General features: G+C 39.4%; 13 protein-coding genes. 9 read left to right on the forward strand and 4 right to left on the reverse strand.

Annotated elements, in window-relative coordinates:
• Window positions 1–374 precede the first annotated feature (374 nt).
• Both G496_RS21170 and G496_RS0113565 read right to left on the reverse strand, forming a co-directional pair.
• The gene (locus G496_RS21170) at window positions 375–539 is read right to left on the reverse strand and encodes a zinc-ribbon domain-containing protein (RefSeq protein ID WP_156900660.1); all 165 of its coding nucleotides are present in this window, start codon (window positions 537–539) and stop codon (window positions 375–377) included.
• Between the two features lie 52 nt (window positions 540–591).
• On the reverse strand, window positions 592–969 hold the full coding sequence (locus tag G496_RS0113565; RefSeq protein WP_027179755.1) for a DUF6573 family protein: 378 nt from the start codon (window positions 967–969) through the stop codon (window positions 592–594).
• Window positions 970–1,101: 132 nt separating this feature from the next.
• Between G496_RS0113565 and G496_RS0113570 the strand changes: the two genes are divergently transcribed.
• From G496_RS0113570 to G496_RS0113590, 4 genes are all read left to right on the forward strand, one after another.
• Window positions 1,102–2,142 (forward strand): hypothetical protein, encoded by a 1,041-nt coding sequence (locus tag G496_RS0113570; protein WP_027179756.1) that lies wholly within the window; start codon window positions 1,102–1,104, stop codon window positions 2,140–2,142.
• A 278-nt stretch (window positions 2,143–2,420) separates the two neighbouring features.
• Window positions 2,421–3,005, forward strand: coding sequence for a dienelactone hydrolase family protein (locus G496_RS19805; RefSeq protein WP_034633338.1), 585 nt, complete (start codon window positions 2,421–2,423; stop codon window positions 3,003–3,005).
• A 345-nt stretch (window positions 3,006–3,350) separates the two neighbouring features.
• Window positions 3,351–4,763, forward strand: coding sequence for a hypothetical protein (locus G496_RS0113585; RefSeq protein WP_027179757.1), 1,413 nt, complete (start codon window positions 3,351–3,353; stop codon window positions 4,761–4,763).
• 170 nt (window positions 4,764–4,933) lie between these two features.
• Window positions 4,934–6,043 (forward strand): hypothetical protein, encoded by a 1,110-nt coding sequence (locus G496_RS0113590; protein WP_027179758.1) that lies wholly within the window; start codon window positions 4,934–4,936, stop codon window positions 6,041–6,043.
• Window positions 6,044–6,066: 23 nt separating this feature from the next.
• Here G496_RS0113590 and G496_RS19810 read toward each other — a convergent pair whose 3' ends face one another.
• Together G496_RS19810 and G496_RS0113600 are read right to left on the reverse strand one after the other, a co-directional pair.
• Window positions 6,067–7,980, reverse strand: a complete 1,914-nt coding sequence (locus G496_RS19810) for a carbamoyltransferase C-terminal domain-containing protein (protein ID WP_051295058.1) — start codon at window positions 7,978–7,980, stop codon at window positions 6,067–6,069.
• A gap of 180 nt (window positions 7,981–8,160) precedes the next feature.
• Window positions 8,161–11,877, reverse strand: coding sequence for a tetratricopeptide repeat protein (locus tag G496_RS0113600; protein WP_027179759.1), 3,717 nt, complete (start codon window positions 11,875–11,877; stop codon window positions 8,161–8,163).
• A gap of 595 nt (window positions 11,878–12,472) precedes the next feature.
• Between G496_RS0113600 and G496_RS0113605 the strand changes: the two genes are divergently transcribed.
• From G496_RS0113605 to G496_RS0113625, 5 genes are all read left to right on the forward strand, one after another.
• Window positions 12,473–14,530 carry a copper-translocating P-type ATPase gene (locus tag G496_RS0113605; protein ID WP_051295059.1) on the forward strand — a complete coding sequence of 686 codons (2,058 nt, stop codon included), beginning with the start codon at window positions 12,473–12,475 and terminating at the stop codon, window positions 14,528–14,530.
• Window positions 14,531–14,721: 191 nt separating this feature from the next.
• Window positions 14,722–15,705, forward strand: a complete 984-nt coding sequence (locus G496_RS0113610; protein WP_027179761.1) for a hypothetical protein — start codon at window positions 14,722–14,724, stop codon at window positions 15,703–15,705.
• A gap of 333 nt (window positions 15,706–16,038) precedes the next feature.
• Window positions 16,039–16,986 (forward strand): hypothetical protein, encoded by a 948-nt coding sequence (locus G496_RS0113615; protein ID WP_027179762.1) that lies wholly within the window; start codon window positions 16,039–16,041, stop codon window positions 16,984–16,986.
• A gap of 11 nt (window positions 16,987–16,997) precedes the next feature.
• Window positions 16,998–18,200 (forward strand): HBL/NHE enterotoxin family protein, encoded by a 1,203-nt coding sequence (locus G496_RS0113620; RefSeq protein WP_027179763.1) that lies wholly within the window; start codon window positions 16,998–17,000, stop codon window positions 18,198–18,200.
• 86 nt (window positions 18,201–18,286) lie between these two features.
• Window positions 18,287–19,405 (forward strand): HBL/NHE enterotoxin family protein, encoded by a 1,119-nt coding sequence (locus tag G496_RS0113625; protein WP_034633340.1) that lies wholly within the window; start codon window positions 18,287–18,289, stop codon window positions 19,403–19,405.
• Window positions 19,406–19,416 lie beyond the last annotated feature (11 nt).

The raw sequence follows: 19,416 nt of genomic DNA on the forward strand, positions 1-19,416 counted from the left end.
ATTGCAAAATCGGGCAGGCCGATTAAGATTCGATCCATAAATTGATCTCCTTTCTTTGGTCGGAAATTTGATCAATTTATAGGGCATATCGAGTCGGTTCGGTATGCCTTTCTTTTTATCGGATTATCCTATCGCCCCTTTCTTTGAGGTAGAGCCGAGAATTTTGGGTGGAGAATTTTGGCAGGAGCGGAAGTTCCCGGAGCTGGATAATGGGGGCTGGTTGTTGGACTTCGGTTGACCGAAGTTTTGATCTATCCAGTTGTTTTGTAATGCGATAACGGCGTGGTTGGTTACGCTGGTGAAGCACATCTGCCGTTCAAAAAATAAAAAGGACTCCTCCTGAAACAACATCGTCTCAAAAGGAGTCCGATCTACTACATGAAGAATTTACCTATCAGCCAGAAGAGCAAGATCACCCCACCAATTTTGATGAGGTTCATAATTGCTGCTCCAGCTGTCAACTTAGCTCCGCAATTGAAACAAGTTTGTGACTTCAACAGGTTCTCTTCACCGCATTTGTGGCACTTCTTAGTTTGCATTTGTAATCTCCTTTTAGATGGTAATATATGTCTAAAATAATTAAACAAAAAATCATTCATCTTCAGGAAGACAAATAGCCAGACACGGTTTTCCGTCATCGTCTGCCCCGAGTATTGCTAATACTTTTATTTTTTCAAGTCGTCCCGGTCCCATCAAATACAGCACATCAAACAATACGTGTATTCCGTCCCAATGGGCTGAAGCAGCAGCCTTGAATAGCATCAATGTGTCATGGAGTCTGCCAGTGGTTGATTGGCCTTCGCCTTCAAGTCCTTTTGGTGGTTCAATGTATTGATGGTAGAGATTGCTTGAGATTGCGTCTGGGATCTTGAGTTCGCTATCTTCTTTAGGAATAGGAATTAAAACACCATCAGCTATTGCCTGTGTTCTGGTATAGGCGTACAGAAGTTCAAAGTCGTCGAAATCCATAAATACTCCTTCAGAATTAAAATTGGTTGAAATCTGAAGGTTATCCTCGGCTTGAAGATGTAGTCACGGACGAATTGTCAGTCCCGGTCCAGTGCTGAGTGTGAATGAGTTTGTTTTTAATTGGGAGATGCAATGGGACAACCTAGGAATATTTCATATGATTTATTAAAAGTAAGTGCGCTTTTGAGTATAACTTTTTTTCATGTATGGCGATTTATTGGTAAGCCTACGTTGGATATATACCTTGACCCTTGGGAGATATGCAGGAGGGGGTTTATTGGGGTTGAAATTTGTCTTGTTGTTACTATTTTTCTTATTAACAGTAGGATACAGAAAAACAGTAATGATATATTGAAAACATATTCTGGAATATGGAAAGGCTTTGCTACAAATTTTTATCCTCAATACGTCGTCGCTGTAGGAGTATGGAATTTGTTGCTTATATATGGAGTGACCAATAAGTCGCATAACATTTGGGACAATATAACGCATCTGACAATGACTCATACATTGTTTGAACAAACGTTTTTTAAAGTGTCCGGGACATTATGGTATGCTGGGGTTTATGCCCAAGTTTTGATTCTAGTCCCAATCCTATTGTTTGTTTTTCACGCTATAAAAAATCCAGTATTAAGAATAATAATGCTATTGTTTATGCTCCTGTCTGGTTTTGTTAGCAATTACTATGGTACTTCAAGAATCTTAACGTGGAGTGTTTTGTCTTATATGCCACTCGTTTCATTTTGCATAATCTGTGAATTTGTGCAGACTAGTATAAAAGACAGATACAAATATATTTTAGGGCTGGGTACGTTGTTGTCTTGTCTATGTATTTTCTATAGTAAACCATCTTTTTTGAAGCAAGAATTATACGATATGATGGTTGCGGCCCTTTTTGTATTTTCTGTTGTCAGTTTCGAGCCCTTATTAAAAAGATTAAATGATAGCATTAAGTCAATATTACTTCATGTTTCAAGTTTGTCGATATTGTTGTTTTTTTACAATTATATATTTTATGCAGCAAAAAAAGCAGAACATAGCGGCATTGTTGGCTTGTTGATATATAGCGTCTTCGTCTATGTTTTTTGCTTTTTATTTGGCTTTATATACAACAAGCTCGCAAACGTGGTAATTGCTATTGGCAACTCTCACAGAAAGTATGGCAAAGTGTAACAAAATGGCACTAAAATCTGGTCAACCAAATTGGTCAACCGGGGCCTTTAACACGCCTCCAACATCACTGATTTTTTGTTGACCGGGAAAAAATAAATTCAATAATTCTGGAGCTTGAAGACGAATCTCCTTGCATGGCATTCAAGAGGCCGTGGGTTCAATTCCCTCCAGCTCGACTATATATTCCAGTCGTTACAATAAAATTTGTAGATCCTTTTTCCATATTATGGATATCAACTAGGTTGTACGGTGCTAATAAAAAGTTGTAGAGCCAACATATGCATTTAATACTTGTTACTGAAATATGGGGTAAGACCCGTTATGTGGATGCATTGGCTGCCGAGCTTGAGAGGATGGTGAGCGGTATTTCTGTGGTTGATCCTTATGACGGGGTTGCTATTGATTTTTCCTGTGAAGAGGCGGCTTATGACCATTATCTTAAGGCATGCGGGCATAAGGCTTATGCTGCCAAGCTTGCTCAGGAAGTGTCCAAGATTGACAGCCCGACTTTACTGATTGGCTTTAGTGCCGGAGCTACAGCTGTCTGGTCCGTTGTTTGTGAAAGCTGCTTTGTAGCTGTTAATAGGGCCATCTGTTTCTATGGTTCTGGGATACGATTAATGCAGGATAGGAATCCTGAAGTTAATACTGATTTAATTTTTCCAAATCATGAACCTCATTATAACGTTGATGAAATTATTGATAATTTGCAGTGTATAAATTTGGTTGAATGCCATAAAGCTGATTATGGGCATGGTTTTATGAATCAGTTATCGGTAAATTATAATGAAAAAGCATACCAGCAGTGGACTCATTGGATTAAAAATAAAATTTCTTTACTGCTTACTGATTGTCATCGTTAATTAAATATCATTTTGAATTAGTCTTTATAATTTGTATTCATAAAATTTTTAGTCACTCCTTTGCTGCAACAAAAAATAAACTGAGAAATGATGACTATTACAAGTCATTTTTTTATTTTTAAATACACATAGCTGTATTTAATGTGCTTGCGCTATTTTTATAAAGATATTAAATATTTGAAACCGTGTTTCACTTTAGCTGAGCATGGGTATCAATTATAAGGTTATCATGATATTTGAAAATATATGAGCACACTATGCTATCGGAATAGTTATATATCTATTCTGTATTATAATTAAGATGTATATAAAACCGAATAATTATCTATAAATCATAAACTCAAAATGAAAAAAGAATTAGCAACTTCCATCTATCAGTATTCTTTTCCGGATGATCTCCAGATTCCTGAACAGGCTGATGACTGTATTTTTATCCCGTGCATGGCATTGAATGATCATGTGGTATTTTTTCTTGTCGATTTCAAAACAAAAAAAATTGTCGCTATTGATACAGACCTTTCCGAAGAGATGACCCGTCTTCGTAAAGATACCGAGAAATATCATGTAGATTCTATGAGTCCTCATCGGATGCCTTTCGATACGCTTATGTATTCAGTTTCTACGCCACATCAGGGAGAACAGTACGGTCAGGTCATAACTGTAGCGTTCACCTCAGTAGATTTTTTTGCTTTAATCGATCTGAGTACATTGAAAGTTTATTGTGTTTTTGATGAAAGTAAAAAAGAGAAATGGGTTTATTCCTCCACCAATCAGATTCAAAACGGTAAAATGTATGCCTCAAGATGGCGGTTTAAGGATATGTACAAGGAGGACATAACTTTGAACCGTAGCGTCGATCTGGAAATTCTTTATTATGATATTGATGAGGATAAATTTCACCTGATTGATACAATTGAAGGTATTGACCATATCCATACGACAAATATTTCTCCAAACAGTCGTTTTCTTCTTCTTGTCCAGATGACAATGGATTCAGTGCTCGATTCTCCTGATCTTGCTAAGGAATCAAAAGAAAGACAGCTGGAAATTCAAGAGGCTGGGCTGGTAAACGGTAATTGCTATATTTATGATCTGGAGGCCAAAAAGGTTACCTCCATGGAGTCGATTCCCTACAGTCCCGCGCATGCGGAATTTGAGCACGAGAATTCGGACTATTTCTATCTTTCGCAGCACAATCTCGGACTAATGGGGCGTAACAACAGCCTGTACAGTTTCGGACCTGCTATAGTTTGTAGATATCGACTGACAGAAGATGGTAAAATGGAACGGCTGGAGCAGTTTTATGATGTTGAAACTGTAAGAATTCCGGGGCATATCCTTTTTAGTTACGAGGGTATGAATTTTATGGTTATGCCGTCCCCTCCATTGCAGATTCTCATGATTAATCGTGACACTATGTCCGTTTATAAAAAAATCCAACTCCGTGAAAATGTAAGCAAACCTGATTTTTCTGAAGGTCCATACCAACATCCGATTCCTTTGCGCGATAAAACTCCGTTTTCAGTGCATGGTAAAAATGATTCACGCTATCTTTATTGCAATAACACCCTATCAATTGGTCTTCATGATTTTATTGCGGATAAGGCTGTATGCGATTTCAGATTTAACGCCGGTGTCCGTGTCGTTTCTGTCGGACATTCCACAAGGCTTGAGAATGTGAAATTGCATCTTGATAATGTAAAATCATTTAGTGAAATGAAGGATTGTCTTCGCAAGAAGCAGAAACATTCCAAATAAGCTTATTGAATAAAATTTGTTTTTAAAAATAAGCTGTTATCAGGATTAGAACCGGGCTTACAGTTTTATCTTTATCAAGGGGTGACTGTAAGTCTTGAAAGACATTGCTTTTGGGGTGACCACTATGTCTGTGGTAAATTTTCAACAATATTTTTTTATTTCAGGATTATATGCACATTAGCTTAGAAAAGAATGAAGACGCTTCGCGTGCGACACTTCGTAGGGTAAGACAGATTCTAGACGGAACTCCGGGACTGACAGCTCGTTTTAAGAAGGCCAGAAAAATTATACGCAATTTCCGGCGTCCGGCGTTTTACGAAATAAGTCAGGAATGTGGCTTGTTTTGTGAAGGGTGTTACTATTTTGAAGACAGCAGTCGTGAGCATATAAGTCAGGAAATGACCCCCGAACAATGGCAGGATTTTTTTGCAGGCGAAAAAAAGCGTGGTGTGACCATGGCCTATCTTGTGGGTGCCGAGCCATCCATGCATATGGACAGACTGCTTGCAGCATCTGAAAATATCCGTTTTGGCAAGATCGGTACAAATGGAATGATTCGGATTCATCCTGATGTTAAGTTCCGCATAGGAGTCTCGGTCTGGGGGGATGATGATTATGATCTCAAATTCCGTCACGGTGGTATGCTGCGTAAAGCTTTTGAAAATTATGAGGGAGACCCCAGAGCTGTTATGCTTTATACTCTTTCCCCGTGGAATCTCCATACGGTGAAAGATATCGTCAGAATGTCAGCTGAGCACGGACTTGAAATTACTTTTTCAATGTATTCACCAACATCTACCTATTTAAAGAAACTTGCTGACTCCGTTCCGGCTGATAATAAATATTTTCATCTGGGGGACTCAATTAAATCGCCGGTTTTTTCAGCTGATGATCTGCATAAGATAAAGGATCTGACCACAGAACTGCTGGAGACTTATCCGGAAACTTTGTTGCTGACCCCAGGATATAACAAGCGGATTACCCGGTCGGGGTCTCTTTATGCAATCGATCAGGAAACAGGTATTGCTGAAGATTGTGCTTCCCGCATAAAAGAACCTCTCCATTATTACCGAGTTGACGGCGTAAAACAAAACCAGAAGTGTTGCACTCCGTCTATTGATTGCAAACATTGCCGGCTGTATAGCGGTGGCTGGTCATCTTTATTTGAACCGGGACCTGAATATCTGGTTGACTCGCAGTCTTTTATCGAATGGCTTGATATGATCGATATGCTGGGAAGGATTTTTCTATATCCATACCCTTTTGCTGAAGAATCCTGATTTTAAGGCGCAGTCTCAGGACCTTAAATGCTCTCCTGATGCTTAAACAGGAGGTCCAGTGGCAAAGGGCGTCCCTGAGACTGGTTTATGATTTTCTTATAGTATCGGCTGATAACATCTGCTTGAGCTTTGTTTTTGGGGTCTAACCGTTTAAGCCGGGGAGAGTTTATCCAAAGAGCTAGTTCTTTTCGGGTCAACCCATGTGGGTTTAAGTCGGTCTTTGTTCTCTCTCGCAGACTTTGCGATATGCTAAAGTCCTGAGCCATTCTCTTTGATGGTTGTGATTGCCCCATGTCAGCCTGAGTTTGTGGGATAATTCTGCGTTGCCCGTCCAGATAACAGGTTTTTACTCCCCGCCTTGCAGCAAAAGTCAGGGCTTGCTCATAACTATTTATAATCGGCTCCCCTTTATCATTAAGGGACGTGTTGCACAGCATGGGGATTCCCGTCCGCTTATAGAATTCATGAATGAGGCTGTATAGCATTGGAGCTTCATCAGATGTCAGTGTTTGAACTCTGGCACTGCCGTCAATGTGGGCGATAGCAGGAACCTGATTGATGCGTTCAGGTTTCAAGTGCATTACATGCAGCATAAATGGCGAGATCAATCCGTCATCGAACCATTGATCAACATATTCCGCTAAAATTACAGGAGCAACCGGACGCCACCACTGACGTTGTTTTGCATGGTTTAAACTATCCTGCATAGCACGTTTTCGAGGATCAGCCAGCAGGCTTCGGTGACCAAGGGCTCGCGGTCCCATCTCGGCTCCACCTTCAACCCAGACGACTGGTCCTTTCTTTAAATCGTCCAGAGCCTTTGCTATGTAGTCTTTATCCACTGACGAGGAGCTTGAAGTCTGGTTCACCATGCCCATTCCTGCTGATGGCGTTATAAAATCGAAGCGACCCATGAAGTGCAAAAAAGCACGCAGCCCATAGCCAAGGGATATTCCGCCATCATTTACGCATGGTGGGGCCTGAAATCCGGCAAAACTGAATTTGCGCACCAGATAGGTGTTTGTTGGACAATTCAGGGCAAATCCACCGGATAAGGCCAGTTTTGTATTTGATGGAGTTAAATTGTATTTTTTAAGGATGTGATCAACTATGGAGCCGACCTGACGTTTGGATTCCTGCTGCACAACTTTAACGGCCATGCTTATCCGGTTTTCCTTTTCGGTAAACAGAGGGTCAAATCCCGAAAAAATATTTCCAGTATCATTGTCAGTAATGTTGCTTACCGTATGGAGCAGCTTTTCAACCCAATCCCATGCGGAAGAAAAGTCCGTTATACAGCTGATAGTTGGAGCATGTTCTACAGGAGTATGAAGAGTGCAGCTGCTTGCTGAACCCAAGGCCATTAAACTACCTTCTTCCATTTTAGTAAGGTAGCTGAGACTGGCCCATAAACCTCCTGGAGATGGAATAGGAAATATTTCCATGTTTCCATTTTTTACAACTGCTCCTGCATAGAAGGGCATTTCAGGCGACTGGCTGTCCAGCAGAGAATCCGGGCCGCCATCAAGGGCCAGAGCCAGAGTCGTACCATTATAAAACTGGTTGGTATCAAAGAGTAGGGCAGAATATAAATGTGACAGGATGTGCGAGCTGAGTCCTGTGTTATCCTTCATCCAGCTATCGTCTTCACTGGAGAGTCCGGGGGTTCCCCAGACTGCATTCAATTGTTGCGGCTTGATGTTTGCCTCTGCCAGAAGCTTAGTAATTATATCCCATGCGTGTTTTCTATCAAAAAATGGAATCCCATGATGCTTATGCCCGGAGTAGCGTTCAAATTCCCAGTAGCGGACTAATTCAACACGGCTTCCGGTCTTAAGCCACAATGCCATATTCTGATCATGTCTTGCTGTAAGATTGTAGCAGGCCCCAAGCCTATCCAGATGAGCATAGATTGAAAGGTAGTAACCATCTTTCATAAGATATCCAAAATAGTTAGATGTTGGTTCCCTTTTTCCAAATAAAAAAGTTGTCTTTATTCAATCCGCTCAAACTCTTGGTAGCTTCTTTTGTATATTTTCAATCTGTCAAAAAGAACGCATACAGTCCGGTCATTAGGCCCTGCCTGATTGCATTCTCCGGTATTAAAAGTTTTAATACTATCCGTTATTGTTTGCTAAAAGTCTCCATGTTGAAACGTTGAGCGAAAGACTCTCCGGCGGACCACTTATAATTCTTTCCAGCTTTGATGCGAAAGATTCTGCCCAGCGATCACACCAGACTTCTTTATTTTCATCAGGAAGTGGCTTGGGAAATGGCTCAAACTCATATACAATTTTACCTTTTCCCGGTTTGGCCTGCAGCCAGTAAATCGGTATATTATAGCGCCATGCCAGCCTTGGAAGGAGATTCGGAAATTGAATTTTTTTCCCGCAGAGCCTAGCTATTGCCGGTTTTTGTACTGGCATCAGACTGGCTGTATCAGGGAGAAAATCAGCTGCTGCTGCCAGAGCTCCTCCCTCCTTAAGTAAAGTAGCCATCTTTCGTATGGACTTTATATCACCTTCATTTGATAATGAGTTTTTAGTGAAAGGGTTATTAGATACCGGGTAGCTGTATGCTGCAAGGTAATGCAGCTTGGGGAAATGCTTCATCAGGCACCAGAGAGACCAGGGAGAACCAAAGTGAGATGTTGCTATCAGAAAAGATTTTTTCTGCTGATAGCGTTCAGTTAATACGGTCAGGTCTGGAAACTCAATCCGGTCCGAAAGGGCATCCATTGCCTCAGGAGTATCATCAAACGCTTTGCATGACAGGAGCGAAAAGTTTGTGGATTTAATAACTTTAGCAGCCCATTCTTCATAAACGTAAGCAGAATGATCGGCAAAAGACCACGCTGCTTCCAATTTTTGGCGATCAGCTTGCTGTAACGGAGACATTTCACCATTAAGGCTTTTTAACAGATAGTCACCAATAGTTATAATTTCTGAATCTGTAAATTTCTTTTTGTTGATTAGTCTTGCTTCAATATCTTTTGTTTCCACATCCAGCGAATCCAGAATGGAAAGGTGCTTAGAAATTTCTATGGGATCGTTTTGAGTGTTTTTTATGCTTCTAAGCGCAGTATCCCTAGCCTCTTCATCCCTGCCCAATGCTTTCAATATCCAGGGCAGTATCTGCGGTACTACTGAATCCTCCGGAATTATGCAGTGTTTTAAAACCATTTCAGCTTCGTTTTTTCGGCCGTTTGCCAGTAGTTGGGTGATAAGTGTGAAGAATTGTCCTGACCATAGAGAATAATGATTTTCAGAAGATTCTGCTATCAGGTCAACAGAATCATCTATTCTGTTATAGAAGATGAGCAGAGATAATATTTTTGACAATGTCTGCTGATGAGAGAGACTGTGTTTTCCGTATTTCTTAAGCCAGTTGAAAGCTGTATCAGGATTTTTAGTAGCAAGCATGTCCATCATTTTTACCGTTGCAAAACGTGCGCCTTCAAATCCATTTATTTCAAGAAAATTCAGGATATCTGCGGTTTCTTTATGGCGATGTGATTGCGAAAGAGCATCCGCATAAACAAGTTGCACTCCAAGATCATCAGGAAATCGCTGTATGAGTTCTTCGCATAATTCCACGGCAATCTGAAATTCAGCGCGTACAAGATGTCTGTCTATCTGGCGTAGGCGAGTGGTTTTGTCAGCTGTAGAGGCGGTTAGAAATTCGGTCATCAGTTGATTGCTTTTAAAATAATCATCTGCGATCAGATAGGATACCGCTAATTGTTCTTTGAGTAATACTTGGTCCGGATAACTGGTAACTGCTTTTTCAAGAAATTTAATACTCTCTTCTACACGGTTTAACTGACGCAGCAAGACTGCTTTTTTTAAAGCTATAACGGTGTCATCCGGTAGAAACTTTATTGCCTGATCCGCATACTCAAGAGCCAGTATATAATTTTGCATTTGCGAATATGTTATGATGATCTGGAGCAGTGCTCCTCGATGATTCGGTTTATCTGCAAGTACTTTTTTTAGAAGGTTGATACATGCTGCATTGTTGCCATTTGATTTATGTGAAATAGCCAGCTCAAAAGTTATCTGTGGATTTTCAGGGTTCAGAGAATGAATCTTCTTTAATTCATGAATACTTTCGTCCACTCGGAGAGTCTGGCGCAGCAAGAGTGCTTTTTTTAAAGCTATAACTGTGTCATCCGGTAGAAACTTTATTGCCTGATCCGCATACTCAAGAGCCAACTTGAAATTTTGCATTTGCGAATATGTTATGATGATCTGGAGCAGTGCTCCTCGATGATCCGGTTTATCTGCAAGTACTTTTTTTAGAAGGTTGATACATGCTGCATTATTACCATTTGATTTATGTGAAATAGCCAGCTCAAAAGTTATCTGTGGATTTTCAGGGTGCAGAGAATGGAGCTTCTCCAATTCATGAGAGCTTTCGGCGATTCTATTAGTCTGTCTTAGCAAAACCGCTCTTTTCAAAGCTACATTTAGATCATCTGGCAGAATCTTAATTGCGTTGTCAGCATATTCGAGGGCCAGTTTGAAGTTTTGTTCCTGAGAACAGACTGCAATTCTGTGAAGCAATGCTCCGCGGTGGTCCGGTTTAGCCGCAATAACTTGTTCCAAAAGTTCCAGACATGCTGCATTATTACCATTTAATTTATGTGAAATAGCCAGTTCAAAAGTAATCTGGGTATTTTCAGGATACAGTGAATAGAGCTTCTTTAATTCAAGAATACTTTTGTCCACTCTGAGTGTCTGCCGCAGCAGGACTGCTCTTCTTAAGGCTATAACTGGGTCATTCGGCAGAAATTTTATTGCCTGCTCCGCATACTCAAGAGCCAGCTTGAAATTCTGCATTTGCGAATATGTTATGATGATCTGGAGCAGTGCTCCCCGATGATCTGGTGTAGCTGCAAGAACTTCTTCCAACAGTTCCAGACATGCTGCATCATTTCCGTATTCTTTATGAGAAACAGCCAGTTCAAAAGTAATCTGGGTATTCTCAGGATACAGTGAATAGAGCTTCTTTAATTCAAAAATACTTTCGTCCACTCTGAGTGTCTGCCGCAGCAGGACTGCTCTTCTTAAAGCTATAACTTGGTCGTTCGGTAGAATTTTTATGGCCTGATCCGCATACTCAAGAGCCAGCTTGAAATTCTGCATTTGCGAATATGTTATGATGATCTGGAGCAGTGCTCCCCGATGATCCTGTTTATCCGCAAGTACTTTCTTTAGCAGGTTGATACATGCTGCATTATTACCATTTAATTTATGTGAAATAGCCAGCTCAAAAGTTATCTGTGGATTTTCAGGGTGCAGAGAATGAATTTTCTCTAATTCCTGAATACTTTCGGCGTCTCTGTGTGTCTGTCTCAGCAAAACCGCTCTTTTTAAAGCAATCATAGTGTCATCAGGCAGGATTTTTATAGCGGTGTCAGCATATTCAAGAGCCTGTTTGAAGTCTTGCTCCTGTGAACAAACTGTAATTCTAAGCAGCAGTGCTCCGCGATGGTCCGGCTTAACGGCAAGAACTTTTTCAAGCAGGCATAGACAGTCTTTATTGTTACCGTTTTCTTTATGGCAAATAGCCAGCTCAAATGAAATATTCCAGTTCTCAGGGTATTGAGCGTGGAGCCTGTCCAATTCCTGAATGCTTTCTTCGGTCCGATGAACCTGCCGGAGCAGGACAGCTCTGCGCACAGCGATGGCAGTATCATTCGGAAAATTTTGAATTGCTTCATCTGCATATTCAAGGGCTTTTTTATAATCCTGCTGCTGTGTACAGGTTGTAATTTTTTTAATAATTTCAGCTCGTTTTATAGCTGTATCAGGAGTATTATGCTCAGTCATAGAAGTCTCTTATGCGTATTTTTGCTTATGATCTGGATTAAGAAAACAGTCAGTTAAAATTTTAAAAACATGATCGTTAGAATTAAGTTATTATGTAGGAAAATATTTAATTATAGTATCTTGCACGGTTTTTGTTTTCAACTGGAAATGCCTGTTGCAAATGTTTTCCCTCGGATGATTATTTTCGTCTGGGAACAACTACTTAAGGTTACAGCTTTCGCTTGTAAAAGTCGTTTTTATAAAGTGATTAATATAAGTCTGTTCATATTAGTGTATTGAGCTAAGATTATTTAGAATATTAGCGAAAATATATTGTATGCTGTAATTATGTGCAAAAAATGTTTATATAGTCTTTTTATAATTTCATGCAGATTTTGCTAAAAATATATATTATAATAATTAGTATATAAATAATGATGGCGTAGATTTTATTTGTTAATACAAATTTAAAATTGCGATGTTGCAATAGTCTTTAAGTTTATGTTAGCATTATTATATATCAATATCATGTTTACTTTTATCTTAAATTAAAAAATATCAATTAATATTTTCTAATAATATTTAAGTTTATAATAAAATATTAACGGAGGAAGTTTTGAATAAAGAAGATTCTACTCATCATAAAGAACATACTCATGATAAAAATCATAACCAACATAAAAATCATGAACACTCGCATTCATCTTCTTCTGGAGGTGGTCATAGCTCACATCATGCGCATATGGTGAAGGATTTTCAGAAAAGGTTTTTTGTCTCTCTTATTCTTACTCTGCCTATCATGTGGTTATCCCCAATGCTGCGAGGTTTTGTCGGACTGGGAGAGCCGGTTATCCCCAACTACATGTTAGTCCTTTTTGGATTTTCATCAGCCATATTTTTTTATGGTGGCTGGCCATTCCTGAAAGGTTTATTTAATGAAATTTCTGATAAGAAGCCGGGGATGATGACTCTTATCGCTCTGGCGATTTTTGTTGCCTATGGATATTCATGTCTTGTCGTTTTTGGACTGAAAGGGAAGGTCTTTTTTTGGGAGCTTGCAAGTCTTATCGACATTATGCTTCTAGGTCACTGGATAGAAATGAAGTCTGTTATGAGCGCGTCAGGAGCCATGGAGGAACTCGCCAGACTGATTCCCGGTGAAGCTCATAGAATCAAGCAGGATGGTTCCATAGAAGACATTAGAGTAAGTGATCTTCAGCCCGGAGATTTGATTATGGTCAAACCCGGTGAAAAAATAGCTGCAGACGGAGAGATTAAAGAGGGTTCATCCAGCATAAATGAAGCTATGCTTACCGGGGAATCTAAACCAGTTGAAAAAAGTCAGGGTGACGAGGTCATCGGAGGGGCAATTAATGGCGGAGGTTCTCTGACAATTACAGTTGGGAAGACTGGAGAAGATTCATTTATTAATCAGGTCATGACAATGGTTCAGGAGGCTCAAAAAAGTAAATCCAGAGCTCAGGGGCTGGCAGATAAAGCTGCTGCATGGCTTACATATATTGCTCTTTCCGCCGGTTTGCTGACCATGCTTATCTGGATGGGGATTTTTGGGAAAGATTTTGTGTTTTCATTGGAACGTACTGTGACTGTCATGATCATCACCTGTCCACACGCCCTAGGGTTGGCAATTCCTTTAGTTGTAGCAACAACAACGGCTATAGCTGCTCGTCAGGGATTTTTCATCCGAAATAGAACTGCATTTGAAAGAGCTCGGAATATTCAAGCTGTACTTTTTGATAAAACAGGAACTTTGACCAAAGGTGAATTCACTGTGAGTGATTTGGTTCTTTTTTCCAAAGATTATGACAAGGATAAGCTTCTTAAAATGGCTGCAGCCGTTGAGGTCCATTCAGAACATCCTATAGCCAAAGCCGTTGCCGGAGCTGTTTCAGGCATTGAAAAATCAGATAATTTTAAAAATATTCCCGGAAAAGGGGCAGAAGCTACAGTTGATGGCTTAAACGTAAAAGTTGTCAGCCATAAATATGTTCAGCAGGAAGGAATGGAGTATGACTCTTCAGAGCTTAAGGGCATAGTAAGTCAGGGCAAGACTCTTGTTTTTGTCTTGGTTGATGATGCCCCGGCAGGCTGCCTTGCTCTGGATGATGTTATCCGTGAAGAATCCAAGCAGGCCGTTTCTGAATTGAAACAGCTGGGTGTTCAGGTTATGATGATAACTGGTGATAATGAAACTGTCGCGAAACGTGTTGCAGGGGAGTTGGATCTGACTGAATACTTTGCAGAGGTTCTGCCCGATAAAAAAGCAGATAAGGTTAAGCAGATTCAGGCGAAAGGTTTGCTGTGTGCTATGACCGGTGATGGTGTGAATGATGCTCCTGCCTTAGCTCAGGCTGATGTGGGTATAGCTATTGGTGCCGGAACTGATGTCGCTCAGGAAACCGCGGATATTGTTCTAGTTAAGTCAAATCCGGAAGATGCAGTCAAAGTAATTGCTCTTTCAAAGGCAACCTATAAAAAAACTGTTCAGAACCTGTTTTGGGCAACAGGCTATAATGCTTTTGCAATACCGCTTGCTGCCGGCGTTTTATACAATATGGGAATTTTACTCAGCCCGGCCGTTGGTGCTGTGCTCATGTCTTTGTCTACAGTTATCGTGGCTATAAATGCCAAAATGTTGAAGGTGTCTTCTTAATTATGAGAAGTTCCTAAACTTTTTATTCTGATAAACTGTATTATGAAGAATATAAGGTTATATTCTTATGTTTAGTATTCTATAAATATAATGGATAGTTAAATAAAAAATATTATTTTCTTGATATTTATATAAATTATTTGATTTAATAATAGTCGACGTCTATTAATATGATTGCGGAGGTTTTTCCCATGGATGATATGTTTTATCCTGATTCGGCGTTATTTAAATCTGATGATTTATTGTTAAGTGTCTTTTCAGATTTTTTCTTTAGCAAATTACGTCTGGAAGCGGTATATCTTGCATCTCAACAGCTGGAGAGCGGCTATTTGAGAGAGCTCTTTTCAAATTGGCGTAAGGAATTCAGTAATAGTTATATCCATATTTTTCAGAGTGCTATAGATTTGTGTTCCAGATGTGAATATCTGATTCAGGGCTTCGATTCTCAATTGTTGGATCTCGCTAAAAATGCCGGAAAAAATGGGGCCGAGTCCTCATCGAAGAAAGTTGAAACATATGCTTCGGGAATAGAAGCATCTTTTCATGATTTACTTGATAACAGCCAAAAAATTGTAGACCTGCCTAAAAAATGGCTAATTGATTTTAAAAATGAACTGAAAGTTAATGCTGGGATTTTGGCTGATTATCATCCTGATATGCTTATTGAAAAGATGTCTGGGATGGAAGGGATTGTTGATGATAATAGAATATTTCCTGAGAGAGGTCACAGGAGTGTATTCATTTTTTTAGGTCGGGCTGATGAATTTTCAGCTCAGTGTTCCTATGGTGGAGTGCTGATTTTTGATGCTGAAATATACGGTAAGCAGGGTGAAAAGTTGGAAGCAGCCGTTGAAAAAGTTTTTGCAGGTAAACAATTTAATGATGAAGAGTATGAAATTGCAGATATTATTTTGGTCTCAGTTATAAGTGAAATTGGAAAATTTAAAAAAGTTCTATCTGATTTTATAGCTATATTTAATAATTATAAATTAAATTTTAATGAAGTGTTTTTAACTGTTAAGAATTACGGTACATCACAACCTCATATTTCATCTAATTTGAAGCTTAACGACTGCATAAAACAGCTAAAAGAAATTAACAATAATATTCAGACAATGCAGAATTTGTCTACAGGATCAGCTGCTAATACAATAGTTTACTATGTTACAATTTAACGAGGATATTCTATTGTATTTTTTTATTATCCCCCGGTATCACGGGGGTTTTTGTTTTTATTGTTCTCCGCATAACCTTGCCGGATAAAATTTATAGTATGGAATATTTAGTAAAATCATTTTTTAAAAAATATTTATTATTCTTAATGTATTTTTTTATAATAAGCCTTGACTGTAATAAGTTTTTATTAGTATTTTAATATAAATATTAGTATAAAATATTTATTATTTAATAAAAATAGGCCTTTGAAAATTTATTCATGCATCTGATTCATATTCTGTATAGGCATATTGTTTAACTATAGTGAGCCCAATAAAAGGAGAGGTGATAAGATGACAGATAATTCAAAGCTTAAAAGCACCACTGAGCTGAATTCCCTCGAATTTGATTTGACCACAGCCAAGCAAAATACGGCAAAAGCTTACAATGCCGGATGCATGGTCACCAAACATGCTGAAAGTGTCTTTTATCTCATACCAAACCTTCCATCTCCTCCATCCTGGTATGAATCAATTCAGAACCACATTGACGATTGCAGATCAACATCAAGAAAATGGATTGATATTATCTGCCCGAATGCTCAACAGGTTCAATTTAATATCATAAAATCATACAGTAAGGATATTACCGAAAAAGGATCTGAGATACTGAATATTCTGACTCAAATAGAAATGCAGCCGGATCAGCTCCCGACATCCGGGCAGAAGGAAGATGTCCTGGATGATTATTCCTATCTGCTTTCGGTTATTGATAGTGAGCTGAATTCAGCAGATGGAGTGCAATCAGAGCTTGGAGAGTACCATACAACACTTGCGGCTGAGCACTCAATATTAAGCGATGACCTGGTAACAATCAGAGAACATTTTTACAGTGCCTCAGACTGGATTGATAAAATAAACGGCTATCTCAGTAGTGATTATCTCGAATCACAAATGGTTGGAGTTTGCAGTGCCACTGTAAATATAAAATCATCGGTGAGCGCGGAAATAAATGGAACAGGAGCTAACCTCGAAACGATAAGTGCAGTGTATGGCTATACCTTTGTAGAATCTCTTTCAAATAACATTGCAGCCTCTCAGAATGCATTACAGGCATTGCAGAATTTTTGGGGAACTAACCGGGCCAAAATAGAGTCCGTTAAGAACGATCTCGAAAAGTCAGAAGGACGTAAGTTCACAGATATATTGAAGTCGATTGATTTAGAAATTGCCATGACTCAGTGGAAGCAATTGGCTCAGTTTGTTGAAGAGCTTACCCAGCAACCTGTAACAGGATTTTAAGGAGGCTTAAAATGAGTGGTAAAGTGATAGCTTTGCGTAAGGAAGACGGTACTGTAAATTTAGATTTAGATATTGATAATTCACAGGATGACCTTGCTGAATACCAAAATGCTAAAACTGTGGTAACATCTTATGTTCAGGCCCTTAATAATACTGATATTTCCGGAGTTGCTTTTCAACATCTCCCGGAAAAATTGCAAAAAGAATTGCCGGCAGATCCAAAGGATATTTTGGCAACACTAAGGACTGAGCTGGATGCAGCAAAAGAGCATGGAATGAACTGGTCTAATAACATCGCCCCCGATTTAACCGCAATTCCTCAGGGTTTGATTAATTACGGCACTACTTTTCAAACATTATATGAGACTATGAGGCCAATTCTGGTGTATCTCATAGATAACCCCGAAGCTCCAGATTATAAGAAAAAAAAAGATGATGTGATAAAGTATTTTAAGGGCCTGCTTGAAACTCTTGAAGATCAAAAAAGTGCTATAGACGCAGAACGGGAAGATATTGAGCAATTCAACACTGATATCAATGTTGACTCAAGTAATTTTAGCAGTAGAAATCAGGATTTCGAAGTAATAAGACAGTTTGAAGAAGATAATATTAAAATTTTGAATGATGAAATCAAAGCCTTGAACAGTATTATTGACTCACTAAATACAGAGATAACTGCTACAGCTATAAGTGCTGGAGCTTCAGTCGGTGTATGCGCAGCGGGTATAGGACTGATTGCTACCGGTGGAACGGTCAAGCCAATTGTCGGTGCCGTTGTCCTTGTTGTTGGAATGGTGGGGGTAGGATTGAGCGTAGGTTTTTTGATTTCTGCAATAAATGAGAAGACTGAAGAACAGTCAAAGTTATCAAAAGATAAACTTGAAGTTTCCCTCCTTACACAGCAGTGCGTGGCTCTTACAAGCGTAGAAACTGCTCTTTCCACACTGGTGGACAAGTCGAAGGCCGCAGTTAAATCCGTACAGGTTATACTTGATACCTGGGCAACGCTGCAGGCTAAACTTGAAGCCGTAATTGATGATCTTGAAAAATCTGAAAGGCATATCGGTGACATACTTAGTGTTCCGGATCTTGATATAGCCAATAAACAGTGGGGTCAGCTTATGACTTTTGCTCAGGCTATGCAGAATCAGGATGTAGACGTTGACGATAAAAACAACCACACCGATTTGGAAATAAAAAAAGCAACGGCTTAATATTACAAAAAATGTTTTTATGATGATGCCCGGCCATGCTCGGGCATCATCATACCTACAGACTTTTTTTCAAATTCGGGGGAATGATGAGCATAGAATTAAAATTTGATGTTCCTGAACAGAAATCTGGTATTGTTGGAGTTTTAAACTCCAGGCTTTTGGCACAGAACGATGCTCAGGCAATTATGGCCGCAAGTCTGACTGATCTGGCTTTTAAATATGAGGATATACCGGACAAGGAGAGAGTGATTAGTGAAGTTCAAAATTGTCTTGCCGCTGCCCAGAGCGACGCAAGCAATTGGGAAAACAACCTCAGTCCTGATTTAGTTGTTGCCTCCCAAGTATATATTAATATTGCTTCAACTTTTAGTGGGATAGTGAACCCTGTCCGTGACGCTCTAAGGCAGGATGGCAATGATGCGGCTAAAAAAGTTGCCAAATATTTTTCAGGCCTGATTGATTCGGTAGACAGTTCAATTGACTCAGTTGAATCATGGAAGAATAAACTCTCTGATTTCAAAGAAAAAGCTGAAAAAGATGCCTCTAATTTTACAGATTCAAACCAACCTTTTGCGGCGTTGTTTGAAGGTGATAAGGAAAACGTTGAAGCCGCTGAGGCTGTTCTGAAAAAAATAGAAGAAAAAATTAAAAAACTCGATAGCCCTGTAGATAATAGTACCATCAATAAAAGACAGAATGTTGACTACGTTGCAATCGTCATGACTTTGACCTCTGTAGTTTTTAAAAGTGCTCCAGTGGCAGCCCTGCTATTGGCTGTTAGAATTACAGGTGTTGTTACAACCGGTCTTGCACTACAGCAACTTATAAACGAAATCGACACTCTCTTCGATTCTATGAAAGATGCTGCTTCTCAGAAATTAATAGTAACACTTTTGACCCAGCAGCTTTTGGCTCTGAAGGCAGTTCAAAAAGTAACCGGTGAGATGCCTGGATTGATCTCTAAGGTCAGTGATTCTCTTGAAAAGGTTATTGAAAATCTGAATTCCATCAAGGTCCCTTTTACTAAAGCCATATCTGAACTTCAAGATTCACAGAAACCGTCCGAGGTCGTAGATCCATTCGACTTAGGAGTTGTCAGCGAACAATTTAATGAAATGGAACGTTTTGGGCAGGCTTCAGAGGATGTCTCCTTAGCCTCTTCCCAAACTTTGAAATTGACTTTCCCGTCTCCTGAACATGATTGATAACAATTAAA

The sequence above is a fragment of the Maridesulfovibrio bastinii DSM 16055 genome (genome assembly GCF_000429985.1).
GTDB classification, from domain to species: Bacteria; Desulfobacterota; Desulfovibrionia; order Desulfovibrionales; family Desulfovibrionaceae; genus Maridesulfovibrio; species Maridesulfovibrio bastinii.